Annotated in this window: 26 protein-coding genes and 2 tRNA genes; 14 read left to right on the forward strand and 14 right to left on the reverse strand. The window is 65.9% G+C overall.

Annotated elements, in window-relative coordinates; genetic code table 11:
- Window positions 1–23: 23 nt before the first annotated feature.
- From RH858_RS02000 to RH858_RS02010, 3 genes are all read right to left on the reverse strand, one after another.
- A complete protein-coding gene (locus RH858_RS02000; protein ID WP_259533574.1) occupies window positions 24–950 on the reverse strand; it encodes an alpha/beta hydrolase in 927 nt (308 codons plus the stop codon).
- A gap of 107 nt (window positions 951–1057) precedes the next feature.
- Window positions 1058–1912 carry a 3-hydroxyacyl-CoA dehydrogenase NAD-binding domain-containing protein gene (locus tag RH858_RS02005; protein ID WP_259533575.1) on the reverse strand — a complete coding sequence of 285 codons (855 nt, stop codon included), beginning with the start codon at window positions 1910–1912 and terminating at the stop codon, window positions 1058–1060.
- Window positions 1913–2010: 98 nt separating this feature from the next.
- Entirely contained in the window at window positions 2011–3168 is a 1158-nt protein-coding gene (locus RH858_RS02010) for a signal peptidase I (RefSeq protein WP_259533576.1), read from the reverse strand.
- Between the two features lie 153 nt (window positions 3169–3321).
- On the opposite strand from RH858_RS02010, the gene RH858_RS02015 reads away from it, so the two are divergent.
- Window positions 3322–4545 carry a proteasome-activating nucleotidase gene (locus RH858_RS02015; protein ID WP_259533577.1) on the forward strand — a complete coding sequence of 408 codons (1224 nt, stop codon included), beginning with the start codon at window positions 3322–3324 and terminating at the stop codon, window positions 4543–4545.
- A gap of 69 nt (window positions 4546–4614) precedes the next feature.
- Window positions 4615–5091, forward strand: a complete 477-nt coding sequence (locus RH858_RS02020; protein WP_259533579.1) for a pyruvoyl-dependent arginine decarboxylase — start codon at window positions 4615–4617, stop codon at window positions 5089–5091.
- A gap of 169 nt (window positions 5092–5260) precedes the next feature.
- On the opposite strand, the gene RH858_RS02025 is transcribed toward RH858_RS02020, so the two are convergent.
- From RH858_RS02025 to RH858_RS02035, 3 genes are all read right to left on the reverse strand, one after another.
- A tRNA-Ser gene (locus tag RH858_RS02025) sits at window positions 5261–5345 on the reverse strand.
- 99 nt (window positions 5346–5444) lie between these two features.
- Window positions 5445–6092, reverse strand: coding sequence for a thioredoxin domain-containing protein (locus RH858_RS02030; protein ID WP_310561035.1), 648 nt, complete (start codon window positions 6090–6092; stop codon window positions 5445–5447).
- Between the two features lie 75 nt (window positions 6093–6167).
- Window positions 6168–6341, reverse strand: a complete 174-nt coding sequence (locus RH858_RS02035; RefSeq protein WP_310561036.1) for a hypothetical protein — start codon at window positions 6339–6341, stop codon at window positions 6168–6170.
- A gap of 290 nt (window positions 6342–6631) precedes the next feature.
- Here RH858_RS02035 and RH858_RS02040 point away from each other — a divergent pair, with 290 nt between their 5' ends.
- The 3 genes from RH858_RS02040 to RH858_RS02050 all read left to right on the forward strand — a co-directional run bounded on the left by RH858_RS02040 (window position 6632) and on the right by RH858_RS02050 (window position 9141).
- The gene (locus RH858_RS02040) at window positions 6632–6994 is read left to right on the forward strand and encodes a DUF555 domain-containing protein (protein ID WP_259533583.1); all 363 of its coding nucleotides are present in this window, start codon (window positions 6632–6634) and stop codon (window positions 6992–6994) included.
- 74 nt (window positions 6995–7068) lie between these two features.
- Window positions 7069–8547, forward strand: coding sequence for a cysteine--tRNA ligase (gene cysS / locus RH858_RS02045; RefSeq protein ID WP_310561037.1), 1479 nt, complete (start codon window positions 7069–7071; stop codon window positions 8545–8547).
- 87 nt (window positions 8548–8634) lie between these two features.
- Window positions 8635–9141: a DUF2062 domain-containing protein gene (locus RH858_RS02050; protein ID WP_259533585.1), complete on the forward strand. Its 507-nt coding sequence runs from the start codon at window positions 8635–8637 to the stop codon at window positions 9139–9141.
- A gap of 38 nt (window positions 9142–9179) precedes the next feature.
- Here RH858_RS02050 and RH858_RS02055 read toward each other — a convergent pair whose 3' ends face one another.
- Window positions 9180–9464, reverse strand: coding sequence for a DUF357 domain-containing protein (locus RH858_RS02055; RefSeq protein WP_259533586.1), 285 nt, complete (start codon window positions 9462–9464; stop codon window positions 9180–9182).
- A 118-nt stretch (window positions 9465–9582) separates the two neighbouring features.
- Between RH858_RS02055 and RH858_RS02060 the strand changes: the two genes are divergently transcribed.
- The 4 genes from RH858_RS02060 (at window position 9583) to RH858_RS02075 (ending at window position 14951) form a co-directional block, all read left to right on the forward strand.
- On the forward strand, window positions 9583–10215 hold the full coding sequence (locus RH858_RS02060) for a thymidine kinase (protein ID WP_259533587.1): 633 nt from the start codon (window positions 9583–9585) through the stop codon (window positions 10213–10215).
- A 32-nt stretch (window positions 10216–10247) separates the two neighbouring features.
- Window positions 10248–10859, forward strand: coding sequence for a YIP1 family protein (locus RH858_RS02065; RefSeq protein ID WP_259533588.1), 612 nt, complete (start codon window positions 10248–10250; stop codon window positions 10857–10859).
- A 111-nt stretch (window positions 10860–10970) separates the two neighbouring features.
- Window positions 10971–13175, forward strand: coding sequence for an OB-fold nucleic acid binding domain-containing protein (locus RH858_RS02070; protein WP_310561038.1), 2205 nt, complete (start codon window positions 10971–10973; stop codon window positions 13173–13175).
- A 78-nt stretch (window positions 13176–13253) separates the two neighbouring features.
- A complete protein-coding gene (locus tag RH858_RS02075; protein ID WP_310561039.1) occupies window positions 13254–14951 on the forward strand; it encodes a tRNA uridine(34) 5-carboxymethylaminomethyl modification radical SAM/GNAT enzyme Elp3 in 1698 nt (565 codons plus the stop codon).
- A 177-nt stretch (window positions 14952–15128) separates the two neighbouring features.
- Here RH858_RS02075 and RH858_RS02080 read toward each other — a convergent pair.
- Together RH858_RS02080 and RH858_RS02085 are read right to left on the reverse strand one after the other, a co-directional pair.
- Window positions 15129–15202, reverse strand: a tRNA-Thr gene (locus RH858_RS02080).
- A gap of 82 nt (window positions 15203–15284) precedes the next feature.
- Complete coding sequence (locus tag RH858_RS02085) at window positions 15285–15773, reverse strand: GNAT family N-acetyltransferase (protein WP_310561040.1); 489 nt, start codon at window positions 15771–15773, stop codon at window positions 15285–15287.
- A gap of 95 nt (window positions 15774–15868) precedes the next feature.
- Between RH858_RS02085 and RH858_RS02090 the strand changes: the two genes are divergently transcribed.
- Complete coding sequence (locus RH858_RS02090; protein ID WP_310561041.1) at window positions 15869–17233, forward strand: DEAD/DEAH box helicase family protein; 1365 nt, start codon at window positions 15869–15871, stop codon at window positions 17231–17233.
- A 25-nt stretch (window positions 17234–17258) separates the two neighbouring features.
- Here the strand turns inward: RH858_RS02090 and RH858_RS02095 are convergent, their stop codons facing one another.
- The 3 genes from RH858_RS02095 to RH858_RS02105 form a co-directional block, all read right to left on the reverse strand.
- Window positions 17259–17666: a hypothetical protein gene (locus RH858_RS02095; RefSeq protein WP_259533594.1), complete on the reverse strand. Its 408-nt coding sequence runs from the start codon at window positions 17664–17666 to the stop codon at window positions 17259–17261.
- A gap of 80 nt (window positions 17667–17746) precedes the next feature.
- Window positions 17747–18409, reverse strand: coding sequence for a CPBP family glutamic-type intramembrane protease (locus tag RH858_RS02100; RefSeq protein ID WP_259533595.1), 663 nt, complete (start codon window positions 18407–18409; stop codon window positions 17747–17749).
- A 92-nt stretch (window positions 18410–18501) separates the two neighbouring features.
- Entirely contained in the window at window positions 18502–19005 is a 504-nt protein-coding gene (locus RH858_RS02105) for a hypothetical protein (RefSeq protein WP_259533596.1), read from the reverse strand.
- Window positions 19006–19125: 120 nt separating this feature from the next.
- On the opposite strand from RH858_RS02105, the gene RH858_RS02110 reads away from it, so the two are divergent.
- The 4 genes from RH858_RS02110 (at window position 19126) to RH858_RS02125 (ending at window position 24296) form a co-directional block, all read left to right on the forward strand.
- Window positions 19126–20676, forward strand: coding sequence for a DUF790 family protein (locus tag RH858_RS02110; protein WP_310561042.1), 1551 nt, complete (start codon window positions 19126–19128; stop codon window positions 20674–20676).
- Between the two features lie 72 nt (window positions 20677–20748).
- A complete protein-coding gene (locus tag RH858_RS02115; protein WP_310561043.1) occupies window positions 20749–21516 on the forward strand; it encodes a topoisomerase DNA-binding C4 zinc finger domain-containing protein in 768 nt (255 codons plus the stop codon).
- A gap of 82 nt (window positions 21517–21598) precedes the next feature.
- A complete protein-coding gene (endA, locus tag RH858_RS02120; protein ID WP_259533600.1) occupies window positions 21599–22705 on the forward strand; it encodes a tRNA-intron lyase in 1107 nt (368 codons plus the stop codon).
- 13 nt (window positions 22706–22718) lie between these two features.
- Window positions 22719–24296 (forward strand): tryptophan--tRNA ligase, encoded by a 1578-nt coding sequence (locus RH858_RS02125; protein WP_259533602.1) that lies wholly within the window; start codon window positions 22719–22721, stop codon window positions 24294–24296.
- Between the two features lie 38 nt (window positions 24297–24334).
- Here the strand turns inward: RH858_RS02125 and RH858_RS02130 are convergent, their stop codons facing one another.
- The gene (locus tag RH858_RS02130; protein WP_259533603.1) at window positions 24335–25630 is read right to left on the reverse strand and encodes a hypothetical protein; all 1296 of its coding nucleotides are present in this window, start codon (window positions 25628–25630) and stop codon (window positions 24335–24337) included.
- A 49-nt stretch (window positions 25631–25679) separates the two neighbouring features.
- Complete coding sequence (locus tag RH858_RS02135) at window positions 25680–26282, reverse strand: conditioned medium-induced protein 4 (RefSeq protein ID WP_259533604.1); 603 nt, start codon at window positions 26280–26282, stop codon at window positions 25680–25682.
- Window positions 26283–26354 lie beyond the last annotated feature (72 nt).

The raw sequence follows: 26354 nt of genomic DNA on the forward strand, positions 1-26354 counted from the left end.
AGCCCGTCACCGAACGCAGGACCTCACGGGACGTCCATCGATTTCGTGATCTCGTCGACGAACTGATCGGGATACTCGACGTGCGGGAGGAGTTTCGCGTCGTCGAACACGACGAGCCTCGCGTCGGCGGCCTCGGCAATCTCCCGGCCCCGTGACAGCGGCGACACTTCCGCTTCACGGCCCCAGATCACGGTTGCGGAGACGTCCAGCTCAGAGAGCGCAGCGCCGAGGTCGACATCGATGTTGAGATACCCCGAGAGGAACGCCCCCGGCGCGAACCGTGCGTTCGGTCGATGTCCTGTCTGCCACTCGTACTCGACCCACTCGTCGGTGAGGTTCGCGGGATCGTAGTAGCCGTGGTCGGCGTTGAAGTACTGGATCGCCGGCCGCGAGACCGAGAGGTTAAACAGCGCCTCTCCGACGACCGGTGTCCGGATCAGTGTCCGGAGCCACGCTTTCGGCGGTTCGGGACCGCCAGTGGTGGAGGGACAGACCAAAAGCAGCCGGGAGACGTCGGCGTCTTCGGCGGCGGCAACGGCGTAGGCGCCCGAAAGCGACGACGCCAGGACCGCCGGCTCGTCGTACGGTTCGAGGAACTCGTGGATAAAGTCGACGTACAGCTCCGGCGAGTAGTCGATCGCCGGACGGTCCGAGCAGCCGTACCCCGGGAGGTCCGGCGCGACCACGTGGTACTCCTCGGCGAGACGATCGAACACCTCCCGCCACTCGCCGCTCGTCGCGACGGCGCTCGTTCCGTGAATCAGCACCAGCGTCGGATCGGCGGGATCACCGGCGAGGGTGTGTGCGATCTCCATGCCGCGCCAGCGGTAGCTCCGCTGTTCCCCGGGGAGTGGCTGGTCGAGCGGTTCCGTTCGGCGGAGCCCCCGGTTCATAGCCGCGAGGGTTCCCGCGGCGAGTGCACCGTAGCTCGCGAGTCGACGGAGGTTCATGTCCGAAGGGTAGTTCGCCAACAGCTTATATCCGGGCGTTTCCGAACGTCCAATCATTCCGATCACCCTCCCCGAGGACCTCTCGAACGGGACGAGAGAACGCCGGCTCAGTACTCGTAAAACCCTCGTCCGGTTTTCTTTCCGAGGTCGCCGGCTTCGACTTTTCGCTTGAGCAGATACGCCGGCTGATACCTGTCTCCGAGCTCCTCGTGAAGCGTTTCGCTGGCGTGGAGACAGATGTCGAGCCCGATGTGATCTGCGAGCTCCAGTGGCCCCATCGGGACGTTCGTCCCGAGTTTCATCCCAGCGTCGATGTCCTCTTTCGTCGCCACGCCCTCGTCGTACGCTCGTATCCCTTCGTTTATCCACGGCATCAAGATCCGGTTCGTCACGAAGCCGGGTTTGTCGTCCGACTCCCAGGTCGTTTTGCCCAGTTCCTCGGCGAATCCGTGAGCGAACGAGACGACCTCCTCGTCGGTGTGTTCCCCGACGACGACCTCGACCCCCTCCATCAGCGGGACCGGGTTCATGAAGTGGAGTCCGACGACGAGTTCCGGACGTTCGGTGGCGGCCGCGATCGAGGTGATCGAAAGCGTCGAGGTGTTGGTCGCGAGCACGACGTCGTTCGGAAGCTGTTCGTCGAGCGCTTCGAACACCTCGTGTTTGACGTCGAGATCCTCGAGTACCGCTTCGATGACAACGTCGGCCCCGGATAGTTCCTCGAGGTCAGTTACGCCGGTGATTCGCGAGGTGATTTCCGCGGGCGAGGCGTCGAGGCGATCCTTCTCCGCGAGACGTTCGAGACTCGAGTCGATCCGGTCGAGTCCATCCTGGAGGTACTCGGCTTTCACGTCCCGCATCACGACGTCGTAGCCGGCGGTCGCTGCGGCCTGGGCGATCCCGCTACCCATCGTTCCGGCGCCGACGACGCCGACTGTCTCTATTTCGGATAGTCCGCGCATACACGGCGTTGCGGGTGGACGGATAGTAAGCGTGGTGTCCCAGAGCGTGCTGTCCCAGGCGCGGGAGCTGCAGAAAACGGCGGCCCTCGGTGTGACATTCATTCGTACAGCGACCGGATCAGCCGCCGCAAGCGCCGCCCCCGGTGTGTTCGATTCCGATCGCGGATCCGTCCGGTCCCCAGCAGAAACCGACCGAGGCCGTAAATCCCGCCGGCGAGGACGGTGTTTATGGCGACGATCGGGAGCCAGGGGTGGATCCGGTACAGCTCGTCGATCACTGGAGCAGGCAGCACAGCGAGATAGCGTCGCTCGGTGACGAACCGACGGTATGCACCGGTCTCATCGGGTGCAGACAGCGTAAGCGTCGCGGTGGTCTCGGACCGGGAGCCGACGTAGGTGTGCTCCGGCTCGACGGCCACCCCCTCGCTTGCGGGTTCGAGGTAGACGTGGACCGGCACCAGCCCGGCGTTGGGAACGAGATACGGGAGCTCCTCTGCGGTACCCCGCTCTATGACGGTGGGGTTGTCGGACTCGAACTCCGCGGAGACGACCGTGAACTGTTCGGTTCCGGCCGGAACGACCATCGCCGCGGTGGCGGTGATCACGAGCACGAGCGCGAGCACGAGAAGCAGGGTCCGGGCGGACGTGCCGGTGTTCCGGGTGCGCTCTCGGAGTCGCTGTTTTCCCGCCGAGCCGAACAGGAGGTAGTCGGCCGCGTAGGCCAGGACCGAAAGCGCAAAGAGCACGTACGCGATCCCCTGTGGTCCGAGCAACGCCCGCGTCCCGAGCGCCGCCGCCAGCTGGCGCTGGATCGTCTCGAGCCCCGCCTGCAGCCCCATCACCGCCGTCCCCAGATGCGGGATGGCGACGACCGATCCGCCCACCTGCAGCGCCGTCGCGACCACCTGTGCGTCACGCACGACGGGTTCGTCGCCATCCTGATCGGTGAACGGGTTGGCGTCCCCGCGGGTTATGTAGCCCTGCTCGGTCACCTCGACGACGCGGTGGGTGGTGAGCCCGCCGCCCTGGATCTCCTCGGCATGGAAGACGATCACGTCACCCTGCTGGATCTCGCCGGACAGCTCCGCCGGAACCGCGACGAACCCGTCTCCCGGATCGAGCGTCGGTTCCATACTGCCGGTCTCGACGAAGCTCAACAGGATCGGCTGGCCGAGAAACTGTCCGACGACGAGCGCAATGACGACGGCCGCGAGCGCGAGCTGCAGCGTCACCGAAAGCGCGCGTTTGAGATCCATTCGGAATCGGTCCCCCGAAGCGACGTGCGAGTGAACGGCGGCCGGGATTATAAGCACCCCGCCGGACACCTGATTGGTACCCCTCGAGAAGAGAGCAGACCCTCCCGTCGACCCAAAGGCACATTTAGGCGGGAGACAAAGCGAGACCAAGAGATGTCCCGGAGCCCGTCGCTCCCCGACCGCCCGCGCCTGGAGCTCGATCCCGAGATGAGCGACGCCGAGCGGTTGGACGCCATCCGCGAGCATTACAGGCGCATCGTGGGCGTAAACGAGGAGCTGGAACAACGGTTGGCACAGACGCGGAGTCGTCGAGAGCAGCTCCGCGAGAAAGTAGATCGATTACAGCGGCGAAACGAGACGCTGAAAACGTCCGCGCTGTACATCGCCAGCGTCGAGGAATTGACCGACGACGGCATCGTCATCAAACAGCACGGCAACAATCAGGAAGTGCTGACAGAGGCGTCCCCGAAACTCGAGGATGCCCTCGAAGCGGGAGACAGGGTCGGGATCGACGACTCGTTTGGCATCCAGACCCTTCTGGACGACGAAACCGACGCCCGGGCACAGGCGATGGAAGTCGAGGAGTCGCCCGAGGTGACCTACGACGACATCGGCGGGATCGACGAGCAGATCCGGGAGGTGCAGGAGGCGGTCGAGGACCCGCTTTCGAACCCCGAGATCTTCGAGACCGTCGGCGTGGAACCGCCCTCGGGCGTGCTGCTGCACGGCGCACCGGGGACGGGCAAGACGATGCTCGCGAAGGCGGTCGCAAACGAGACGGACGCGACGTTCATCAAGATGGCCGGCTCCGAACTGGTCCGGAAGTTCATCGGCGAGGGCGCCCGGCTGGTCCGTGACCTGTTCGACCTGGCGGCCGAGCGGGAGCCGGCAGTCATCTTCATCGACGAGATCGACGCGGTGGCCTCCAAGCGGACCGACTCGAAGACCTCCGGCGACGCGGAGGTCCAGCGGACGATGATGCAGTTGCTCTCGGAGATGGACGGCTTCGACGATCGCGGGGACGTGCGGATCATCGCCGCCACCAACCGCTTCGACATGCTCGATGAAGCGATCCTCCGGCCCGGCCGGTTCGATCGGCTCATCGAGATCCCCAAACCCGACGAGGAGGGCCGTCGGAAGATCCTCGAGATCCACACCCGGGAGATGAACGTCGACGACGACGTCGACTTCGCCGACCTCGCGACGGAGCTGTCCGGCTATTCTGGGGCCGACATCGAATCGCTGGTGACGGAATCGGGAATGTTCGCGATCCGGGACGACCGGACGACCGTCGAACGTCGTGACTTCGAGGACGCCATCGAGAAGCTCGACCACACCGACGACGGGCCCGACGGCGTCGTCCACTACCAGTACTGACGACCGCGTCGCGACGGCCTCTCGCTGCAGAACGCAACTCCTTAACGCGTCGGTGACCCAGTTTCGGTAATGAATCGGATCCACGTCGCCGGCGGCGTCGGGGTCGCCCCCACGGAGATGGCCGCCTACGACGCGGCGCTTTCGGACGCGAACCTCCACAACTACAACCTTGTTCGCGTGTCTTCGATCGTTCCCGCGGGGGCTGCGGTCGAACGCGTCGACCGGGCGCCGGACCTCGGGCCGGCCGGTAACCGCCTCACCGTCGTGGAGTCGCAGATCACGGCCCCCCCAGCGGAGACCGAAGAGCTCGCCGCGGGACTGGGGTGGGCAACGGGCCCGGGGCCGGGACTCTTCTACGAGGCGACGGGACGGGATCCGGATGCGGTCCGTCGGGAACTCGAAGACGGGCTCGAGGCGGGCTGTAAACTCCGTGACTGGGAGCTACCGAACCGCGAGTTCGAGGTGACCACCGCGGTTCCCGAGACCGATGGCTGGACGACAGTGGTGACGCTGGCGGCGTACGGCGAGAGCGAACCGATCTTGTGAAACCAATCACGCGTGTCGTCGCGGTGGTCAAAAGTGGAGGGAGGTTTCGATCGGGACATCACCGGGGTACACCGCTCGGAGGGACGGCGATCCGGTTCAACTCTCGACCGTCGTCCCGTTCGGTGTGCCGACCGACAGAACAGTCGCTCTGCGTGTTGCCTCATGAAAACGCCGAGGGGGAGATTTGAACTCCCGAGTCCTGACGGACAGTTGCTCTCGAGGCAACCGCCTTGGCCGGGCTAGGCTACCTCGGCTCGTTTGGTATTCTGCGACGGGACGTTTTAAGGTTTACCAACGACGTCGACCGGAGGCGGTCGACGGTGTGCTGCTCGACACGTATTCGAGTCCGACGGTCACAGTCGGTCGTCGATCGCTGCAGAGATCGCATCGTACGTCGGGTCGACCTGCTGGTCGTCGACGAACACGGTGGGGGTTCCGCTCACGCCCCGGTTTACTCCCTCCTCGCGGTCGGCACCCACGACCGTCTCGTACGGCTCGAACTCCGCGTCGGCGATGGCGAGACAGCCGTCGTCGCCGACCGTCTCGGCGTGCTCCTCGATCGCCTCGTAAGAGTAGCCGTCCCCCCGAAGCTGTTCGAACAGCAGCGTCGCGTACTCGAAGTAGGTTTCGTCGTCGAACCGCTCTTGCACCCCGCGGGCTGCGTTCGCGACCGGTTCGGACCAGTCGCCGTCGGCCGGAATCGGGAAATCGTACTGGCGGAACTGGACGAGCCCCTCCTCGACGTACTCGGTACGGAACTCGGGGAACGCATCGAGCTTGAACGTCGCACAGTGGGGACAGGCGAAGTCGTCGAACGCCGAGACGACGACGTCGGCGTCGTCGGGACCCAGCGTCGGGCGTTCGAGGTCGGTCACCGGATCCGGTTCGGTCAACTCGCAGTCGTGGGACTGATCGGCACCGCCGAGACAGCCTGCGAGGGCGACCGAGCCGGCGCCGCCCAGCGTCGCGAGCACTGTCCGTCGAGAGACGGGACGCTCCATACGTGAGTGTCGATGCGGGCGAACTTAACGCCTACGAGCGATTCGCCTGGCGGCCCTTTCGACCGGACTCGAAAATCAGTCGTCTGCGGGGCTCTCTGTCACCGCCTGGACCTCCTGGAGCAGCCGGTGGAGCGGGAGCCGCAACCCGACCCGGTTGGCGAGGAGCGCGATCGGGAACAGGACGATCCCGACCGCGACGATCAGTTGGTGAACAGCGAGCATGACGGCACTGCGTGCGCGTTGGATCATTGCCTACTCGGCGGTGGGAGCGCACCCATATATAAAGGTGTCGAGAGGGAGGTGTCGGTTACCCCTCCGCAGTCTTGCGTTTTTTCGAATTCCGGCTGCAACCGGTTGCAGAAGTGCAAGCGACCGTTTCACGGTGGATTACCTGGAGTGGCCCTCCCGTGGATATCCGTAACTTATGAGGAACGAAGCCGTCTCGTGCGCCTTTCGAACGGGGAAGTTCGGGCCCAGAACGGGCGAAAATCGGCCCGCGAACCGCAAGACACGAAACCCCGGGTCTCGTTGGACGCCACATGAGCAATTACCTCGTTGCGATGGAGGCGGCCTGGCTGGTTCGCGACGTAGAAGACATCGACGACGCGATCGGCGTGGCCGTAAGCGAGGCGGGGCGGCGCCTCAACGATCAGGACAAAGAGTACGTCGAAGTCGAAGTCGGGGTGACGACCTGTCCCGCCTGCGGGGAGCCGTTCGACTCGGCGTACATCGCTGCGGAGACGGCGCTCGTTGGACTTCTCCTGGAGATCGAGATCTTCAACGCCGAGGGGGAGGAACACGCCACCCGGATCGCGAAAAGCGAGGTCGGGGGTGCACTCCGCGACGTCCCGCTTTCGGTCATCGAGGTCGTCGAGACCGAGTCCGACGAGGACGACGAGTAGCGGGGAGGAGCACCCGGCCGCGATTCCACGATTATTCGACGCTTTCAAACGCTCGCCGTGGGTAGAGGCTCCCGATGACCCTTTCGGTGACCAACACCCTGTCGGGCGAACGCGAGGCGTTCGAGGTCGACGACGGCGAAGTCCTGCTGTACGTCTGTGGCCTGACGGTCTCGGACGACGCCCACCTCGGTCACGCCCGGGCGTGGGTGCACGCCGACATCATCCACCGCTGGCTCGCATACCTCGGCTACGACGTCCGCCACGTGGAGAACGTCACCGACGTCAACGAGAAGATCACCGCGCGGGCGGGGGAACGTAACGACTGGGAGACCGAATCGGACGTGGCCCGTCACTTCACCGCGGAGATCTTTGCGGACATGCGCGGGCTCAACCTCCTGCGCGCGGAGGTGTATCCACGGGTCTCCGAACACGTGTCCGAGATCATCGACCTGGTCGAGACGCTCGTCGATCGGGGATACGCCTACGAGTCGAACGGGTCGGTCTACTTCGACGTCACGCAGTTCGACGACTACGGCCGGCTGTCGAACCAGGAGCTCGAGGAGCTGGAAGCCCAGGGTGATCCCGACGAGCGCTCCGAGAAGCGACATCCCGCGGACTTCGCGCTGTGGAAAGCCGACGGCGTCAGCGAGTCCGCCGTTCGGGAGCACCGGAAACACGAACACGACGGCGCGCTTCCGACCGGACAAACCTGGGACTCCCCCTGGAGTGAAGGTCGTCCAGGCTGGCACGTGGAGTGCTCGGCGATGTCGATGACGCACCTCGGGGAGACCATCGACGTCCACATGGGCGGGCGCGACCTGGTGTTCCCTCACCACGAAAACGAGATCGCCCAAAGCGAGGCCGCAACCGGCGAGCGGTTCGTGCGCTACTGGCTCCACAACGGGCTGCTCGAGACCGAAGGCGAGAAGATGAGCTCGAGTCTGGGCAACTACTGGAGCGTCTCCGACGCGCTCGGGGAACTCGGCGTCAACGTCGTTCGGACGTTCTACGCGGGCGCACAGTATCGGACCGACCAGGCCCTCTCCGAGGACGCGCTCGCGGAAGCCCACGAACGGTTCGAGCGACTCCAGCGGGCTTATGAGACTGCAATGGCGGCAGCCGACTCGGTCGACGCGGCGACCAAAGCCGAAGACGAAGCGCTCCATGACGCCGTCGAGGCGACGCGAAGCGAGTTCGAAGCGGCGATGAACGACGACTTCAACGTCCGCGAGGCGATGGCGGCGCTTCTGGACCTCGCTGCCGCGGTCAACCGCCACGTCGAAGCCAGCGAAACGTACGACTACCCCGGACTCAGGCGGGCGATCGAGACGCTCGAAACGTTCGGCGAAGACGTGCTCGGGCTCCAGTTTACCGGGGTCGACGACGGCGACGCCACGCTGGCGGACGAGCTCGTCGAACTCGTGTTACAGATCCGAGAGGAGGAACGCGAGGCCGGCAACTACGAACGTGCCGACGACCTGCGGGATGCCCTCGACGACGTCGGAGTCGAAGTCGAGGACGGGCCCGACGGACCGACTTATCGGTTCGAGTGACGCGAAAACGGATTCGATCGGAGCTGCGACCGCCGAGGGACCGGACCGCCGACAGCTATTTTCCCGGCGGTGGCGTATTCCCCTCCCATGATCGTCGAGCGCGTCGGGGAGTACCGCAAGCGAGTTCACGACGAACTCAAGCGGGCGTTCGCCGACGATCACACGCCCCGTGAAGTCGCCGGGAGCTTCGCAGTCGGCGTGTTTATCACGATGTTGCCGACGCTCGGGACCGGCCTGCTTTTGTTCGTCGTGCTCGTGGCGCTGTTCAAGTCGATCAGCAAGATCGCCCTGTTCGCATCGGTTCTCGTGTTCAACCCCGTCGTCAAGTGGGGTGTCTACGCCGCCAGTTTCACGCTGGGCACGCTGCTGCTCGGACCGGTCGAAGGCGTCACGATGGCAGACGTCTCGCTTTCGGCCGGCCCCGAGATCGTCGTCAGGCTGCTGGTCGGTAATCTGGTGCTCGCGGTCCTCGCGACGGTCCTCGGCTACGTCGTCGTCTTCCGCCTCGTCGTCTCCTACCGGGAGCAGCTCGAACCGCTGGAGGAGGCGATCGAGGAGGTCGTCGACAGGACGCTGGACCCGGACGCAGCGTAAACCGGTACAGAACCGCACAGGTACGCATTCCTCACGACCTAGCTGGTGAACAGGTCGCTGTCCCCGGGAACCGAAAACAGTCCCATCCGCACGCCACAGTCGAGCCAGCCGTAGCCGTACGAGTACGAGGCAAGCGCGTTGACCGGGTCGTCCTCTTCCCTGAAGTGACGGCCGTCCTCGAGGTAGGATTCGGCCATTTCCCGACAGTCACTCGCGGCCTCGCCGAGCGGTGTCCCTTCGGGAACGGCCCGATCGGCGACATCGAGTGCGTCCGCGAGCATTCGTTCGTACCGATCGACCTTCTCTTCGAGCTCCGCGGGCATGCGCTGGGATTGGATTTCGATCCCGATAGACGTTCCCCTGTGTCGTGTCGAGAAACGCCGAGGCGGCGACCCACAGCTGTTCGAAACTGTTTTGCTCGTGGCCGAATCGCCCGTACTTATGCACGCCATTACGCGCTCGGGGTGGATCGAGGTGATAACGGGGTCGATGTTCTCCGGGAAGACCGAAGAACTGCTTCGGCGGCTCCGGCGTGCAGACATCGCGGGCCAGGAGATCGTCGCGTTCAAGCCGGCGATCGACAACCGATACGGCGAAGCCACGATCGGGTCCCACAACGGGCGCCAGTGGGACGCACGGATCGTTCCCAACGAGGGCGATGCGGTGTGGGAGCTGTACGACCGATACGACGGCGAGGAAGTCGTCGCGATCGACGAGGCGAACTTCTTTTCCAGTGAACTCGTTGAGGTGTCCCAGACGCTGGCGTCGGACGGTGCACGCGTCATCGTCTCGGGGATCGACCAGACGTTCCGCGGGGAGCCGTTCGATCCGGTACCGCGCCTGATGGCCGTCGCGGAGTACGTCGACAAACTCCAGGCGATCTGTTCGGTCTGTGGCGAGCCCGCCACCCGAAACCAGCGGCTCATCGACGGCGAGCCAGCCCATCGGGACGACCCGACGATCCTCGTCGGCGCCGAGGAATCCTACGAGGCCAGATGCCGGAACTGTCACACCCTCCGGACCGGACCGCGGGAGGACCCGGTCGACCGGTCCGCCCCTGAAGCCGACGAGTAACCGTCATACGGTTCCGGCACGTACCCGAGCCAGTGACGACCTGGATCGACACCCCGGAAGGGGGACGGGACCGCGGTCCACGCGCACTCGTTCGTGCCTGGATCGAAGTGCTCGTGCGTCCGCGCCGGTTCTTCGGGACGGCGATCGCCCCGGCCGACCAGGCGCCGGCGCTGTTCTTCGCGATGGCGGTGACGGCGACGTCGATCGGGGGATTGTTTCTCGCCGTGCCCGGCCTGTCTCCCACCGTCGGGGGCAGCTCACTGGTCGGCGGTGCCGTCGTCGGCGGTCTCCTGGTGGTGCTTGTCACCCCGGTGACGTTGCACCTGACTGCTGCGGTCGGAACGATCGCGCTCGTCGTGGTGGCTCCCGATCGCGGCGGCGTCAGTGAAACCGTTCAGCTCGTGGGATACGCGAGCGCCCCGTTGGCGCTGGTTCCGGTCCCAGTCGCGCTCGCCGACGTCTCGATCGCCAGCGCGATGTGGACCGGCATCGCGTACGCGGGGATCCTGCTTTTTGTCGGAATCGCGGCCAGACACGGGACGGGACCGGTTCGTACGGTTCTCGCCGCGCTCCCGCCGGTCGTCTTCGCGGGTGGGGTCGTCACCGCGATCCGGGTCGGAAACGCCGTCGTGTTTGGCGGTTGAACGGAGTTGCAGACCCGAGCTGCGGCTGCAGTCGAATCAACTGCTGTCATGGGTCGGTCCGCGTCCGACTTTCGACAACCGTTTTAGGCCGCGGCTATTTCGTTCGTTCAAATGGGTTCGTGTATCATCTGTGGTGTGTCTGTCGACGGCCGAATATGCGACAGCCACCAGGAAGACGTCGTTTTCGAGTTTCGTGGAGATTCCCCGGACCAGCTGGTTTCGGGTCGATACTACCGTGGCACCGTCGACGGGTACGCCGACTTCGGCGTGTTCGTCGATCTCGCGCCGGGCGTCACCGGGCTGTTGCACCGCAGCGAGCTCGACCGCCGGCTGGAGTCGCTCGACTGGGAGCCCGGCGAAACGGTGTTCGTCCAGGTGAAGAACGTCCGTGACAACGGCAACATCGATCTCGGCTGGTCGATCCGCCAGGCCGAACGCGAGTTCCGGGGCGCGCTGATTCAGGACGGCGACACCGATCGGGAGCCGGAGACGGAAGCCGACGACGAAAAAGAGACGCAGGGTGACGACGAGGACGTAGCGAAACCGGACAGCGGCGAGGAGGACGTTGCGACGACCGACGACCGGGCGATCGAACGGAGCGCCGAAACGGACGCCACGAGTGGTGGCGAGCCGACCGAAGTTCGGGATCCGTCCGGCAACGCGGGTACGACTGCCGTAACGAAGTCGGAGGCGGCAACCGAAGCCACCACCGAGCCCGAAGCCGAGTCCGAACCGGAAGCCGAGTCCGAAGCCGAGTCCGAACCGGAAGCCGAGTCCGAACCGGAAGCCGAGTCCGAACCGGAAGCCGGAACGTCCATCGATCGGGTGTCCGTCGAAGCGCTGTCGGACGCCGTCGGCGAGACGATCCGCCTCGAAGGAGAGATCGTGAGCGTTCGCCAGACCGGCGGCCCCACGGTGTTCGAACTCCGCGACGAAACCGGGGTCGTGGACTGCGCCGCGTTCGTGGAACCCGGAGTCCGCGCGTATCCGGACGTCGGCGTCGACGACGTCGTTCGGCTCGAGGGTGACGTCGAGCTCCGGCGCAACGAGATCCAGATCGAGACCGAAGCGCTCGTCGTCCTCGAGGGAGACGACCGCGACGAAGTCGTAACGCGGCTCGAGGACGCCCTGGCCGCGAAGGCCCGTCCGGACGTCTTCGAGCCGATCGGGAACCACGAGACGGTCGAGGCACTGCGCGAGCCGATCCTGGACGCCGCAGAGGCGCTCCGTCGGGCCGTCCTCGAGAGCCGACCGATCGTCGTCCGACACCCGGCGACGGCGAACGGCTACCTCGCCGGTGCTGCCGTCGAGCGCGCAGTGTTGCCGCTCGTGGCAAAGGAGTACGCCGGCTCCGACGCCGAGTACCACTACTTCAAACGCCGTCCGCTGGAGTCGTCGGTGTACGACATGGACGACGCGACGATGGACGTCACGCGGATGCTCCAGGACCGGGACCGACACGACGAGAAGCTCCCGGTGTTTCTGCTGCTTGGAACGGGAGCGACCGCCGAGTCCGAGGACGGGCTGGACCTGCTCGACATTTACGACGCCACGCGGGTCGTCGTCGACGCCGAGCCGGCGGATCCGGAGGCCGGCGACCACGCGGCAGTGCTCGTCGCGCCCGACGAGGACGACGAAGACGACCTGTCGGTGGGTGCGCTCGGAGCCGAACTCGCCGCGGCGATCGACGACGGCGCCCGGGACGGGCTCGCACATCTTCCCGCGACGAGCTACTGGGAGACGGCTCCGGGGACGTACGCCCGGGTCGCCGACGAGGCGGGCTACGACGCCGACAGGCGGCGCGATCTCCGCGAGGCGGTCGCGCTGGAGGCGTACTATCAGTCCTACGAGGACAAACGGGAGCTGCTCACCGATCTCCTGTTCGGGGACGGTGGCGCGGATCTCGCAGCGCACGTCGCCGAACAGTTCCGCGTGAAGGTCGACACCGAGGTGGCGACCGCACGCGAGAACCTCGAGCGGACCGCCCGCGACGGCGTCGAACTCGCACTGCTGGACACCGACGCGTACACCCATCGGTACGACTTCCCCCCGACGTCGCTGCTGCTCGATGAACTGCACCGCCGGGAACGAACCGACGGCGCGTTCGCGACGATCGGCGTCGGCACCGACGAGCTGTTCGTCCGGTCGACGTTCGACGTCGACCTTCGGGCGGCCGTCGACGACGCCCAGGAGGCCGTTCCCGAGGCGGATCTCGGCGTCGCCGACCTGCGCGACGGCCGCGTGGAGTTTCTGGCCGGCCGCCGGGAAGACGCCCGGGACGCGATCGTCGACGCCGTCGTCGATCAGGCCCGATAACGACGGATCGACCCCGCAACGGCCGAACGACGGCCCGCAACGACACCCTTATTCGCGTCACGCCGTGACTGTGTGCCGATGAGGTCCGACACCGACGACGTCGACGAGACGCACACGCAGGTGTGTACCGAGCTCGTCGAGCGGATCCTCGCGGGCGAGGTCGACCGGGAGAACCTCGAGTCCGCCAAGCTCGACGTCTGCTCGGCCCACTCGGCGTCGACGGTGCCGAAGAACACCGAGCTTCTGGATCACGCGCCCGACGACCGTCGGGAGGAAGTGAAGGCGGTCGTCCAGCGCAAGCCGGTCCGGACCGCGTCTGGCGTCTCCCCGGTGGCGATCATGACGTCGCCGCAGCTGTGTCCGCACGGCAAGTGCCTGTACTGTCCCGGCGGGCCGGCCTCGGAGTTCTCCTCGGCGCAGTCGTACACCGGCCACGAGCCCGCTGCCGCACGGGGCAAACAAAACGAGTACGACCCCTACGGGCAGGTGACGCTCCGCCTCGAGCAGCTCCGGTCGATCGGCCACCCGGTGGACAAGGTGGAGCTGATCGTCATGGGCGGGACGATGACCGCCCGAAGCCACGACTACCAGGAGTGGTTCCTAAAGCGAGCGCTCGCGGCGATGAACGACTACGACGTCGAGTCGGATCCCCAGCCCGCCGAGGACGAGAGCTTCAAACCCGACCTCGAGGAGTACGACTTCCGCTACCTCGAGGACGTTATCGCGAGAAACGAAACCGCAGACGTCCGCAACGTCGCCACGACCTTCGAGACGAAGCCGGACTGGAGTGACCCCGAACAGATCGACCGGATGCTGGCGCTCGGCGGCACGAAAGTCGAGGTCGGCGTCCAGACCACCTACGAGCGGATCAACCGGGAGATGCATCGGGGACACGGTATCGAGGCGTCGAAGGACGCCAACCGACGGCTGCGGGACGCCGGGTTCAAGGTCGGCTTCCACATGATGCCCGGCCAGCCCGGGATGACCGCCGAAATGTGTCGGGAGGACTTCCGCCGGCTGTTCGAGAGCCCGAAGTGGCGCCCGGACTACCTGAAGATCTACCCCACGCTCGTGGTGGCGGGGACCAGGGTGTACGACATGTGGAAACGCGGCGAGTACGAGCCGCTCTCGAACGAGGAGGCCGCCGACGTCGTCGCCGACGCGATGGGGGAGATCGCGCCGTACACCCGCCTCCAGCGCGTCCAGCGGGACATCCCCGCCGACTTCATCGAGGCGGGCGTCTGGAAGTCCAACCTCAGGCAGCTCGCCGAACAACGCGCCGAAGAGAAGGGGATCAAGCCGCGGGACATCCGCGCCCGGGAGGTCGGGATGAACGATGCCGATCCGGATCCGGACGACGTCGAGCTCCGCGTCCGGGAGTACGAAGCCGCCGGCGGCACCGAACGGTTCATCAGCTTCGAGGACACGGCCCAGGACCTGCTCGTCGGGTTCTGTCGGCTCCGGTTTCCCTCATTCGCTCCCGGTCAGCCCGGCGCACCCGACAGCGCGGACGACCCGGTCCGGCGGGAGCTCGAAGACGCCGCGATCGTGCGCGAATTGCACGTGTACGGCAGCGAGGCCGCGCTCGGCGAGGAGGGCGACTGGCAACACCGCGGCTACGGCGGGCGGCTGATCCGGACGGCCGAGGAAATCGCCGAAGACGCCGGCTTCGAGAAGCTCAGCGTCCTCTCGGGAATCGGCGTCCGGGAGTACTACCGGGAGAAGCTGGGGTACCACCAGGACGGTCCCTACGTCTCGAAGCGGCTCGACCCCTGAACGGGACGACACCAGCTGGAGGAGTATCTTCGATCTCGCTTCGCTCGATCCGAAGAGCCAGGGCGGGGATTTGAACCACGTCTAGACGGTCCTGCTCGCTTCGCTGCGCGGGCTGCGACTCGCCTCATTCAAATCCCCTTGAGAGTGCACTTCGATCTCGCTTCGCTCGATCCGAAGAGCCAGGGCGGGGATTTGAACCCCGGAAGTCTCGATTACAAGTCGAGTGCATGAACCACCCATGCTCCCCTGGCGCGCCGCCGTGCAGGTGTTTGTACTGCGTCCTCCTTTGAGTCACTGTCGTTTTTCGCCATCGGCTCGAAATTGCTGAAGCGGTCACTCGTCGAGTCCCTTTTCGAACTCGATCCGGTGAGGCGTGTAGCCGTGTCGCCGGTAAAACCGGCGTGCACCCTCGTTTTCGGCCATGGAGTCGAGCGAAACCGTCTCGGCCCCTGCCTCGTAGAGTGCCCGTTCGGCCGCCTCGAGTAACTCCGACCCGACGCCACGGTTTCGTTTTGCGGGCCGAACGTAGAGGTTGTCGACGATTCCTCTGGTGACGTCCTGGCGGTACCGCCCGCTCTCCAACGAGAACATGACGAATCCAAGGGGGTCGACGTCCGCCGCTGCCTCTTGTTCCTCATCAATGTCCGGCCGCGCAACCAGAACCGTCCCGGCGAGGATCCCCCGGCCGATGGCCTCCCGGATGAGCTCGCGGTTTTCGTCCGCAAACAGATGCGAGTCGAAGGCACGCTGCTCGGCGGCGAGTTCGACCCACCAGTCGGCAAGCAGCTCCACCTCGGACAGCGTGGCGGGTTCGACGTGCACGGAGCTGAATTGGGCGAGGGGAGTAATAAGGATAAGCGGGAAAAGCGATCGACGGCGTCGACGGGACTTTATCCGCGGCAGTCGTTGACGACAGCGTGGCGATCGAACTCCGATACCGGGACGGGACGATCCACCTCGCCGACGGGGATGAGGAACACTCCCCCGACCTCGAATCACTCCCCGGCGTCGAACCGGATCCGCGTTCGGGTGGCTTCCGGGCCCCGGCCTCCCGGTACGCCGACCTCCGTGAAGCCCTCAAGGAGCGCGGGCTGCCGTCCGACGATCGAGTGTTCGACGCTCGGGGCGAGAGGTTGCTCGACCTCTCTACGGACTACCGCCTCCGCGAGTATCAGACAGCGGCACTCGAAGCCTGGGAGGATGCCGGACGGCGTGGAGTAATCGAGCTCCCGACCGGCAGCGGGAAGACTGTGATCGCGATCGCCGCGATCGCGGCGGTCGGACGCCCGACGCTCGTTGTCGTCCCCACAATCGACCTGCTGAACCAGTGGGAACGAGAGCTGAAAGGGGAGTTTTCGGTTCCGGTCGGCCGGTTCGGCGGCGGCGAACAGCGACGGGAGTCGATCACCGTCTCGACGTACGACTCCGCGTATCTCCGGGCCGACGACGTCGGCGACGCCTTCGAGTTCGTCGTCTTCGACGAGGTACATCACCTCGGCGGCGAGGGGTACCGCGACATCGCTCGGCTGCTCGCGGCGCCGTACCGGCTGGGATTGACGGCGACATTTGAACGCCCGGACGGCGCCCACGAGGCGATTGCCGACCTGGTCGGCGACCGGGTGTACCGGCTCGACGTCGACGACCTCGCTGGCGATCACCTGGCGGCGTACGACATCAAACGGATCGAAGTCGAACTCACTCCCGAGGAGCGACGGGAGTACGAGGCGGCACAGGAGACGTTCGTCGACTACCTCAAATCATCGAACCTCCGGATGCAAAGCGGCAGCGACTACCAGAAGCTGGTGATGCGTTCCGGCAACGACCCCCGGGCGCGGGAGGCGCTGCTGGCCAAACAGCGGGCACGAAACGTGATGATGAACGCTGACGCGAAGATCGACGCGCTCGAACGGATCCTCGACCGGCACCGCGACGACCGAGTCATCGTCTTCACCGCCCACACCGAACTGGTGTACCGGCTCTCGCGTCGGTTCCTCCTGCAGGCGATCACGAGCGAAACCGGGACGTCGGAACGCAGGCAGATCCTCGAACGATTCAGGGACGGTCGCTACTCGCGAGTCGTGACCGCAAACGTGCTCGACGAGGGGGTCGACGTTCCGGACGCGAACGTCGCTGTCGTGCTGTCGGGGTCGGGCAGCGAACGCGAGTTCACCCAGCGACTGGGACGAATCCTCCGGCCGAAGGACGGCGGCGGCCGGGCCCTTTTGTACGAGGTCGTGAGCGACGAAACGGCCGAGGAACGGGTTGCAAGTCGGCGGCGGTGAGATTGTCGGGAGAACCAACGCTGCTTCAACAGTCGAGAATGACGCCGTCCCGCGGGTCGTCGTCGGGGTCGAACCCTTCAGTTCGGTACACCGTGTCCTCTTCGTCGACGAGATACTGTGCCACGACGAGGAAATCGACGTGTTCGTCCGGCCCCTCCTCCTGGGTTCTCGTTGCGCCGAAAGCGGTTTCGAGTTCGAAATACGCTCCGTCCTCGCGTGCGGCTGAATCGACGACAGTCGGTTCGAGCGGGTCGTCGATCGTCAGATCGGGACCGTCGATCAGTTCGGTCTCGACGTGGTCGATTTCACAGTCGATCACTCGTCCCTCGACGTCTGCGGGCTCGACCGCGCCGTTCTGCCCGGTATCCAGACAGCCAGCGAGAATCGTCCAGCCGGCGGCGCCGATCGTTGCGAGCACGGTTCGGCGGTTCATATCAGTCGCTACTGGGGCTGCGAATAAATGTTTCCTGAAGACTCAAACGGTGTTTTTCGCTATCGGGAGGGCGAGACGGATCAGATCGGTAGATACGCGCTGGCGTTCGGGAACACCGGCGGTACCGACACCATCACGTCCAGCACGATCAGCCCCACAAAGTGGGCGACCACGACCGGGAGAATCGATCTGGTTCTGTAGGCCACCCAGCCGAACAGCAGACCCACGCCCGCCGACAGAGCCATCTCGATCGTCGGTCGGGGGACGTGGACGAGCACGTACACCGGAACATGGACGACGATACATGCAGGACCGAGATGCCGGAGCCCCACACACAGCAGTCCCCGGAAATACGTCTCGGTGACGGCGGTGAGCACGAGTAACCCGAGCACGTGGCCGAGATACCCCGGAAACTCCAGGGTCGCCCCCCACATCGGATAGGCGTTCCGGACCGCCGGTAACGACGCCCCAACAACGTAAAACGGCAGCACGAACAGGGTAAGCCCGGCTGCAGCGACCGCCGTTTCCCGATCGACCGTCCAGCCGAGTTCCTCGCGGAGGCTTCCGTCGTAGCTTGCCGCCAGGCCGATCGAGAGTGCCCCGTAAACGATCGCATCACGGAGGATGCGCTCCCCGAACGACCCGGTCGACCACAGTGTCCACGCGAGGGCGACGACCGGCACGCTGGCGAGTACCGCAAGCGACCAGTACTGACGGTCGGGCGTAGTGTCCTGTCTCGGCATGTGTGCTTTCGCGTCTGTGCCCATCCGCAAGGGTCGATCTACCGTCGACCCACAATCGTCTCCTCCCATTCGCCGGTTTTGGTCGCCGGTCGTCACTCGTCGGTCGTTACCGACGCGTCGACGATGCCTTCTACGGCGAACCGGCCGAACTCGATTCCGGGCTGCAATTCGTAGCTGTCGGAACCACCGGCCTCGACCGTCACCCCCCGAGTCACCACGAACACCTCATCGTCGGCGGTCACCTCCACGCGCAAGTCACCCGAGCGCTCGGCGTCGGAGACGTTCTCGACGACGACAGTCACAACGAGCATTCCCTCCTCGTTCTCTCCGAAGTCGAGTGACTCGACCCGGAGATCCCCCGGAGGATCGGTGGGTTCCGGGGAGTCTTCCCCGTCGTCCGTGTCTTCGGGCGGGTCGACCTCGTCGTCGGTTTCCGGGTCGTAGGCTTGCGAATCAGCGTCCTCCTCGAGTTGACCGTCCCGGGGGGTTTCGGGTGGCGAACGGGGTCCCGAGGGCGACCGCTCGTCCCCGATACAACCCGCGAACGCTCCGGCGAGGAGTGTGACACTCGCGCCGAGGAGTCGACGCCGACGCATACGGATCCGTTTCGGCTTCCGGTATGAAAACGCTCCGGCCTCGCCGGTCCGACGTCCGATCGATCGGGGTCGGTGCCGCGACTGCCACCATATTTATCCGAACGCCCCCAATCCCGGTCCGTGCTTCGCAAGGAGCTGCTCCGCGTCTCACGGGCCGGCGGCGGCTATCACCCGCAGTTCGTGGATCAGGAGGCGCGACCGCTCGCCGCACGCGTGATCGGCACCTACCAGGGCCACGTCGGAAAGCGCCGGGAGCAGCTGGACGCAGCAATCGAATCGCTCGAACGCGACGCCGACGACTTCAAGCTCGTGCGGGGGTTCGCCGCACTGCTGGACCGTGAGGCCGTCTTCGAGACGCGCGCGCCGATCCCGCCCGAACGCACCCGCAGGGTGGCGTTCGAACGCGCCGAGGCCGTCGGGGTGGCCTCCGAAGACGAACGGGACCGGGCGCTGGCGGCAGCCGCCGACCGGCTCGGCGTCGCTCCCGACGACGTCGAGCAGTCGCTATACGCCGATCGGGAGCCGAACCAGTACCTCGCGTCCTTCGAGAGTCCGTGGGGACCCGACGAGCTGCTCGACCGATACAATCTCTCGCTGGCTCAAACCGCGCTGTTCGACGCGACGGAGGTGCGGATCCGGAGCACCGAACCGCGGGAGCTCGTCTCCGCGGTCAAGCGGCTCGGCCTGTTGTACGAACTCCGCCGGACCGACGGCGGTCGGGAACTGATCGTTACGGGTCCCGACGCGCTGTTCGGCCGGACCCGCCGGTACGGGACGGCGTTCGCCAGGCTGCTCTCGACGATCGCGGGCGCCCCGGAGTGGCGGCTGTCGGCGACGATCGACGACAGGGGAACCGAACGGGAACTGACGCTGGAAACCGGCGACGTCCTGCCCCCGACCGGGGAGCCGATCGCGGAGCCGACCTACGACAGCGGCGTCGAGGCCGACTTCGCCGCTCGGTTCGAGGCGTTGGACCGCCCGTGGACGCTTCGCCGAGAACCGGAACCCCTGGAGGTCGAAACGAGCGTGATGATCCCCGACTTCGCGTTCGACTACGATCACGCCCCGTTTCGGGTGTTCTTCGAGGTGATGGGCTTCTGGACGCCGTCGTACGTCGACAAGAAACTCGACCAGCTCGCGGCCGTCGAGGAGGTCGAACTGGTCGTCGCGGTCGACGAGTCGCTCGGACTGGATCCGGAATCGTCCACCGAACAGCGGACCGAAACCGGGGACGCAACGGCGGAGGTGGCCGCCAGGGATCACCGGGTGATCCCCTATTCGGGAACCGTCCGCGTGAAAGACGTCGTCGACACCCTCCGGGAGTACGAAACCGACCTGATCGCGCGGGAGATCGAACGGATCCCCGAGGAGATCGTCCCCGACGCCGCGGTCGTTTCCCTCGCCGATCTGGCGGCCGACTACGGCGTGAGCGTCGCGGCGGTCGAAGACAACGCGTTCCCGGACCACCGACTCGTGGGTCGGACACTGGTGCGACCGGACGTGCTCGAAGAGATCGACGACGAACTCGAACCGGGAATGTCACTTTCGGCGGTCGAGGCGGTGATCGAATCCCGGGGACTGTCCGACGCGAGCGCAGTCCTGTCGGCGCTGGAGTATCGGATCGAGTGGGAGGGCCTCGGCTGCGGTCGCCTCCGCCGACGCGGGGAGTGATCCGGCGGTTCCGCCCCGGGAACGCTGGAACCGCCCGAGCGTTGAAATCCGAAGACGCGACGACACCGTGCCATGTCCAGCGAACTCAGGCTGTTCGCGGGGGAGTGTACGACGACGTTCGAGGGGACCCGATCGCGAATCCAGCACGGCTACGTGGTCGTGCTGCTCAAACCGGACGACACCGTGCTAGTTCACGACGCCGACGGCTACCAGCCGGTGGCGTGGCTCACCCGACCCGACGAGGCGGCAGTCGAGCATCACAGTGACGGAACGGCCACCGAAGACGCCGAGTTCACGATCACTGCTCGGACCGGCGATCAGAAGCTCACCGTCGAGTCGCACGGCGAGGGAACCGTCCGAACGATCCCGATCGGGGAGGCGGGAGTTCCGGTGGGCGAGTGTGTCGCAACCGACTGTGAGGGAACGCTCGCGAGAACAGGTGGCGACGTCGCCTGCGTCGACTGCGGGGAACGCTACGGGCTGCCGGCAGGGGCGACCGTACTGGACCGTCAGTGTGACGACTGCGGGCTCCCGCAGATCCGCGTGGACCGGGGCGAGACGTTCGAGGTGTGTCTCGATTACACCTGCGAGTCGCTCAACGACCGAATTCGGGAGCGATACGATCGCGCGTTCGACTGTCCCGACTGCGGGAGCGATCTCCGGATCCGGGTCACGGACGGCCGCCCATTCTTCGGCTGTGAGGGCTATCCCGACTGCGAGACCGCCTTCTCGATCCCCGCCGGCGTCGTCGTCGGCCTGTGCGACTGCGGGCTGCCGGTCTTCGAGACCGCGACCGGACGGCGCTGTCTCGACGGCACCTGCGACAGCTATCTCGAGTGAGCCACCGATCGCGACGCCGACGCTCTGCCGGCGTGCCCGATCGAACCGGTGATCATAAGCGGCCGCCGGCCAGGGATCCCGTATGCACATCGAAGGGACCCTGCGCGGCGAGGAGGTCCGCGTCGGCGGCGACGCGCGACAGCGCTTCTACGACGCCAGGGGCTACGGCCGACCGCTCGGAGGGAACGAAATCGCCCTCTCCCGGGTCGAGGCGGCACACCTGCTGTTCCGGGGTGATCTCGACGAAGTGACGGTCGACGGACGGTCGATGACGTTCGAGGAGTTCTTCGTCGACGCCGCCGCGGCCGGCGACCGGTTCGCGCTCCGGTTTCTGGTGTATGCGGACCTCCGGGAGCGCGGGTTTTACCTCTCGCCGGTGCGGGAGGGCTGGCCCGGCGAGCGGGCGGTCGATCCCGATGCCCCGGGACGGGTGGACTTCGCCGTCTACGATCGGGGTGAGGGACCGCCGGACGGATCAGTGGCGTACCGCGTTCGCGTCGTCGGCGAGCGTGAGCGGCTTCCGGCGGCCGAGCTGTCCGGCGTACTCGCGATCGTCGACGAGGAGAGCGACCTCACCTACTTCGAGACCGGGGCGCCGGCGATGGACGGATCGACGACGCACGACCCCCCTGCGTCAGTCGATGGAGTGCTGCTCGAGGATCGGGTCGTCGTCTGGGACGCCCCCGACTCACTGTACGAGCGGGGGTTTTACGGCCAGCCCCTCTCCGGGAGAACCGGGCCCGTCGAGGACGCGCTCCAGCTTTCGCTGGTCGAGGCGGCCTCCCTCGCAGCCGAGGGGGTGCTGTCGCTTTCGTCCGTGATCGGTGGGGACAGCTCGGGGGACGACGTTCCGGCCCTCGCGTCGATCGTCGAGCGGGGGCGCGCCGTCGAAGGCGAGCGGTTCGATCGCCGGCTCCGGGTGTACCGGCAACTCAGAGACGCGGGGATCGTTCCGAAGACTGGCTTCAAATTCGGCGCCGATTTCCGCACGTACGCGAACGTAGAATCCGTCGAGGAACTCCCACACTCGGAAACGCTCGTGCGGGTGTTGTCCCCGGATCACGTCTTCGATCCCCGCGAACTGTCGCTGGACGTCCGGCTGGCGGGCGGCGTTCGCAAGCGAATGGTTTTTGCGTTGACCGACGGGAGTACAGTCGAGTACCGTTCGGTAGCTCGACTCACGCCATGACCGGAGCCCAACCATGACCGACGAGAACGAAGCCACGGACGGAGGCAGCGACACGGCAGCCGGCGCGGACGACCTGGCGCTGGACCCGTGGGGCTCCTCGACCGTCTCCGATTACCGGAAGCTGTTCGAGGAGTTCGGCATCGAGGAGTTCGAGGACGTTCTGTCGGGGGTTCCGAACCCCCACTACCTGATGCGCCGGGGCGTCATCTTCGGCCACCGGGAGTACGATCGGGTCGCCCGGGCGATGGCGAACGACGAGCCGTTCGCAGCGTTGTCGGGCTTCATGCCGACGGGTGATCCACACATCGGCCACAAGCTGGTGTTCGACGAGCTGATCTGGCACCAGGAGCAGGGCGGGGACACCTACGGCCTCATCGCGGATCTGGAGGCCCACTCCGCGCGGGGGATCCCGTGGGAGGAGATCGACGAACACGCTCGCAACTACCTGCTGTCGTTGATCGCGCTGGGTTTCGATCCCGAGGAGGGAGAACTCTACCGGCAGGCGGACAACCAGGACGTCCAGGATCTCGCCTTCGAACTCGGCTCGAAGGCCAATTTCTCGGAGTTTCAGGCGATCTACGGGTTCGAGGGCGACACCAGCGTCTCACACATGCAAAGCGTCGTCACCCAGATGGCCGACATCCTCTACCCGCAACTGGAGGAACCGAAGCCGACCGTGATCCCGGTCGGCCCGGATCAGGATCCGCACGTCCGGTTCGCCCGCGATCTGGCCGCGCGGTTGCGCTACTTCGGGATCACCGAGGCGTTCGCGAGTTTCGAGGTCGATTCGGACGAACGTAAGCTGCTCTCTCGGGCGTACGAGGCGCTGTCGGAAGAGGGCTCCCTGGACCACGAGGACGGGGGGCCACCGCGGTGTGAAGACGCCGCCGACTGGCTCGAAGAGTCGGCCGACCCATCCCCGGTTCGAGAGTCGCTGGTCGGGAAGCTCCGGGCCGCCGGGAAAGAGCCTCTTCGACCCCGGGTTCGGTTCCTCGACCGCAACGCCACCGACGAGGCCTTCGAGGCGCTGATCGAAGCGGTGGACGGCGAAAAGCGCGTCTTCGACGAACACGTCGACAGCTTCGAACTGTCCCGAAAAACTGCCGAGGAGCTGGCCCGCGAGATCGAGATCGACCACGGTGGGTACGGGTTCATGCTCCCCTCGTCGATCTATCACCGGTTCATGACCGGCCTCACGGGCGGGAAGATGTCCTCCTCGGTGCCCGCGAGTCACATCTCGCTTCTGGACGACCCCGAGGACGGATACGAGAAGGTGAAGGCGGCGACCACAGGCGGCCGGGAGACCGCAGAACTACAGCGCGAGCTCGGCGGCGAGGCCGACGACTGTCCGGTGTACGAACTGTACGCCTATCTACTGGCCGGCGACGACGACGAGTTTGCCACCGCGGTGTACGACGAGTGTGTCGGCGGCGAACGCCTCTGTGGCGGCTGCAAGGAACAGGCCGCACAACTCATGCGGGAGTTCCTCGCGGATCACCAGGAGAAACGCGAGGAGGCCGAAGCGATCCTCGAGGACCTCGATATCGAACTCGACGCCGAACGGCGCGGCGTGCCCGGCGACGAGCACTGAGGGGTGTTCTAACGGAGTTTCCGGCAGCCGACGCCGGACTATAGATCGTCCACGACGTCGATCACCTCGTCGATCGCCTCGGCGTATCGGCGTGCGCTTTCGTATAAAAGCAGCGCGAGGTCGAGTTGCATCGCCCACTCGGAGTCGTCGACCGCGTGGGCGTCTTCCGTCAGGCGTTCCACCCGACTGTCGGTTGCCCGCACGACGCCGAGCGGGACGGCAGCGAGATGTCCCACGAGCGGATCGTCGCGATCGAGGTACGGTTCGACGGTGTCGATCGCAGCGCGCTTCCGTGCGCGAAGGTCGTCAGGATCCGCACCGTGTTCGTAGTCGATTTCCTCCCACCAGACGGGATTCGGAACGTCGGAAAACGCCTCGTACAGCGGTATTGTCGGGAGCAACAGCACGTGGGTGTGGGCGGCCCGTCCGTGATCGCCGTCATCGAACAGGCGACTCGCGATTTCGGGGGTCCCGCCGAGGTTGCGCATGGGCCGTTGCAACGCCCCGATCCCCCGCATGGCGAACGTCGAGTTTGCCCCGTCGATCTCGGGGGCCTCGTGGCGAGCGGGGGCCGCCTCGCGGTGGTGCTCGTATTCGTCCACGAGACGTTCGGCGGCCGCCGAAAACTCCGGACGATGATTCTCCCCAGAGCGGGTTTCGACGAGGGACTCGGCGTCTTCGACCGCGGCTGTGGCGCGTTCGAGCTGTCTCCACCGATCTCTGCGTTCGTCTTCCTCCCGTGCGTTCTCGAGCGCGCTGGTGGCCTCGCCGAGTGCCGACTCGATCGTCGAACCGGCAACGATCGCCTCCCCGAAGCTCGCCCCCCGGTAGGGAACCGAGACGGATTCGATCCGTTCTTCCAGGGCCGACGCACGCTCGGCGAACGGCTCGAAGGGCAGTTCGTCGGGGGCTTCGTGTGCGAGTATCCCCACCAGACGCGACCGGACCCGTCGGTACGTGAAAAGCGCCTGCCGACGGGCGTAGTGCATCGCGGGGACGCCGCGGGACCAGATAGTCACAGTTTCGGGCGCCCTGTCACTCAATCGCGCCCGAAGGTTCTCGATGAATTCCTCGGAGTACCGATCGTACGGCGGGTCGAGACGGGGTTCTATCTCCTCGAACCGCTCGACTGCCCGGTCGTACGACGCATCGAGCAGCGTCGAGGTGATGATCTGGTCGTCTTCGATCCGTGGAACCTCGCTTCCGGTGACCTCACGGAGGTCGAGCACCGACGGGTATCGTCGGATCCGGCGCCGTTGCCAGTAGCCGAGGCCGAGGATGCCGGCGCCCGCGGCTCCCGTCGCAGCGAGGACGCGTCGTCTGTGGAGGGCCATAGCTGCCGGCGACTCGTTCGAATGCTGGCACAGTAAATGTACTGCCGGTTCAAAAGGAAACGTCGGTCTCGATGTCTTCGGTCGCCTCCTCCAGGCCGTCCTCGTGGGCGTCCTGGGCGAGCGGTCCCTCGATGTCCGCGTCGGTCAAAAGCTCCCGGAACTCGTCGCGGAAGCGGTCGTTCGCCCGGGTGGATTCCAGTTCGGCGTCGACGACCGCCGAATATCGCCGCACCGTTTCCTCGTCGGCGTCCAGCGTCTCGACGCGTTCCGCCATCGAGACCCCGTCGGCGTGGAGCCGCTTGAGCGTCTCCAGTTCGAACGGCGCGTCCCGGTCCCCGTCGGCGACCAGATGAAGATCCATCCGGGCACGGAACACCCCCTCCCGATCCACGCCGAGGTGGTCGGCGATGGCGTCGTCGTCGGCGCCGTCGAAGTGACACCGAACGACGTCGACGAGCTCCCGGTCGCACAACGAGGAGTCGAACTCGTATCGTTCCCGCATCGTCCCGACGAGTTCCGCCACCCGATCGAGGACTGCCCCCTCGTCCCCGTCGGTCAGCGATCCGGGCGACTCCACCTGGCCCTCCGTCACCGATTCGGAGCCGGTGGCGTCGATGAAGATCTCCCGTAACTCCTCGGTCTTTTCGTCCATGGCTGGGAAGGAACGTGTCGAGCATATAAAAGGTTGCTGTTCGAACCACAGGGTTCAAGCGCGTCCCGAAAA

The organism is Halalkaliarchaeum sp. AArc-GB (genome assembly GCF_031432225.1).
Taxonomy (GTDB): Archaea; Halobacteriota; Halobacteria; order Halobacteriales; family Haloferacaceae; genus Halalkaliarchaeum.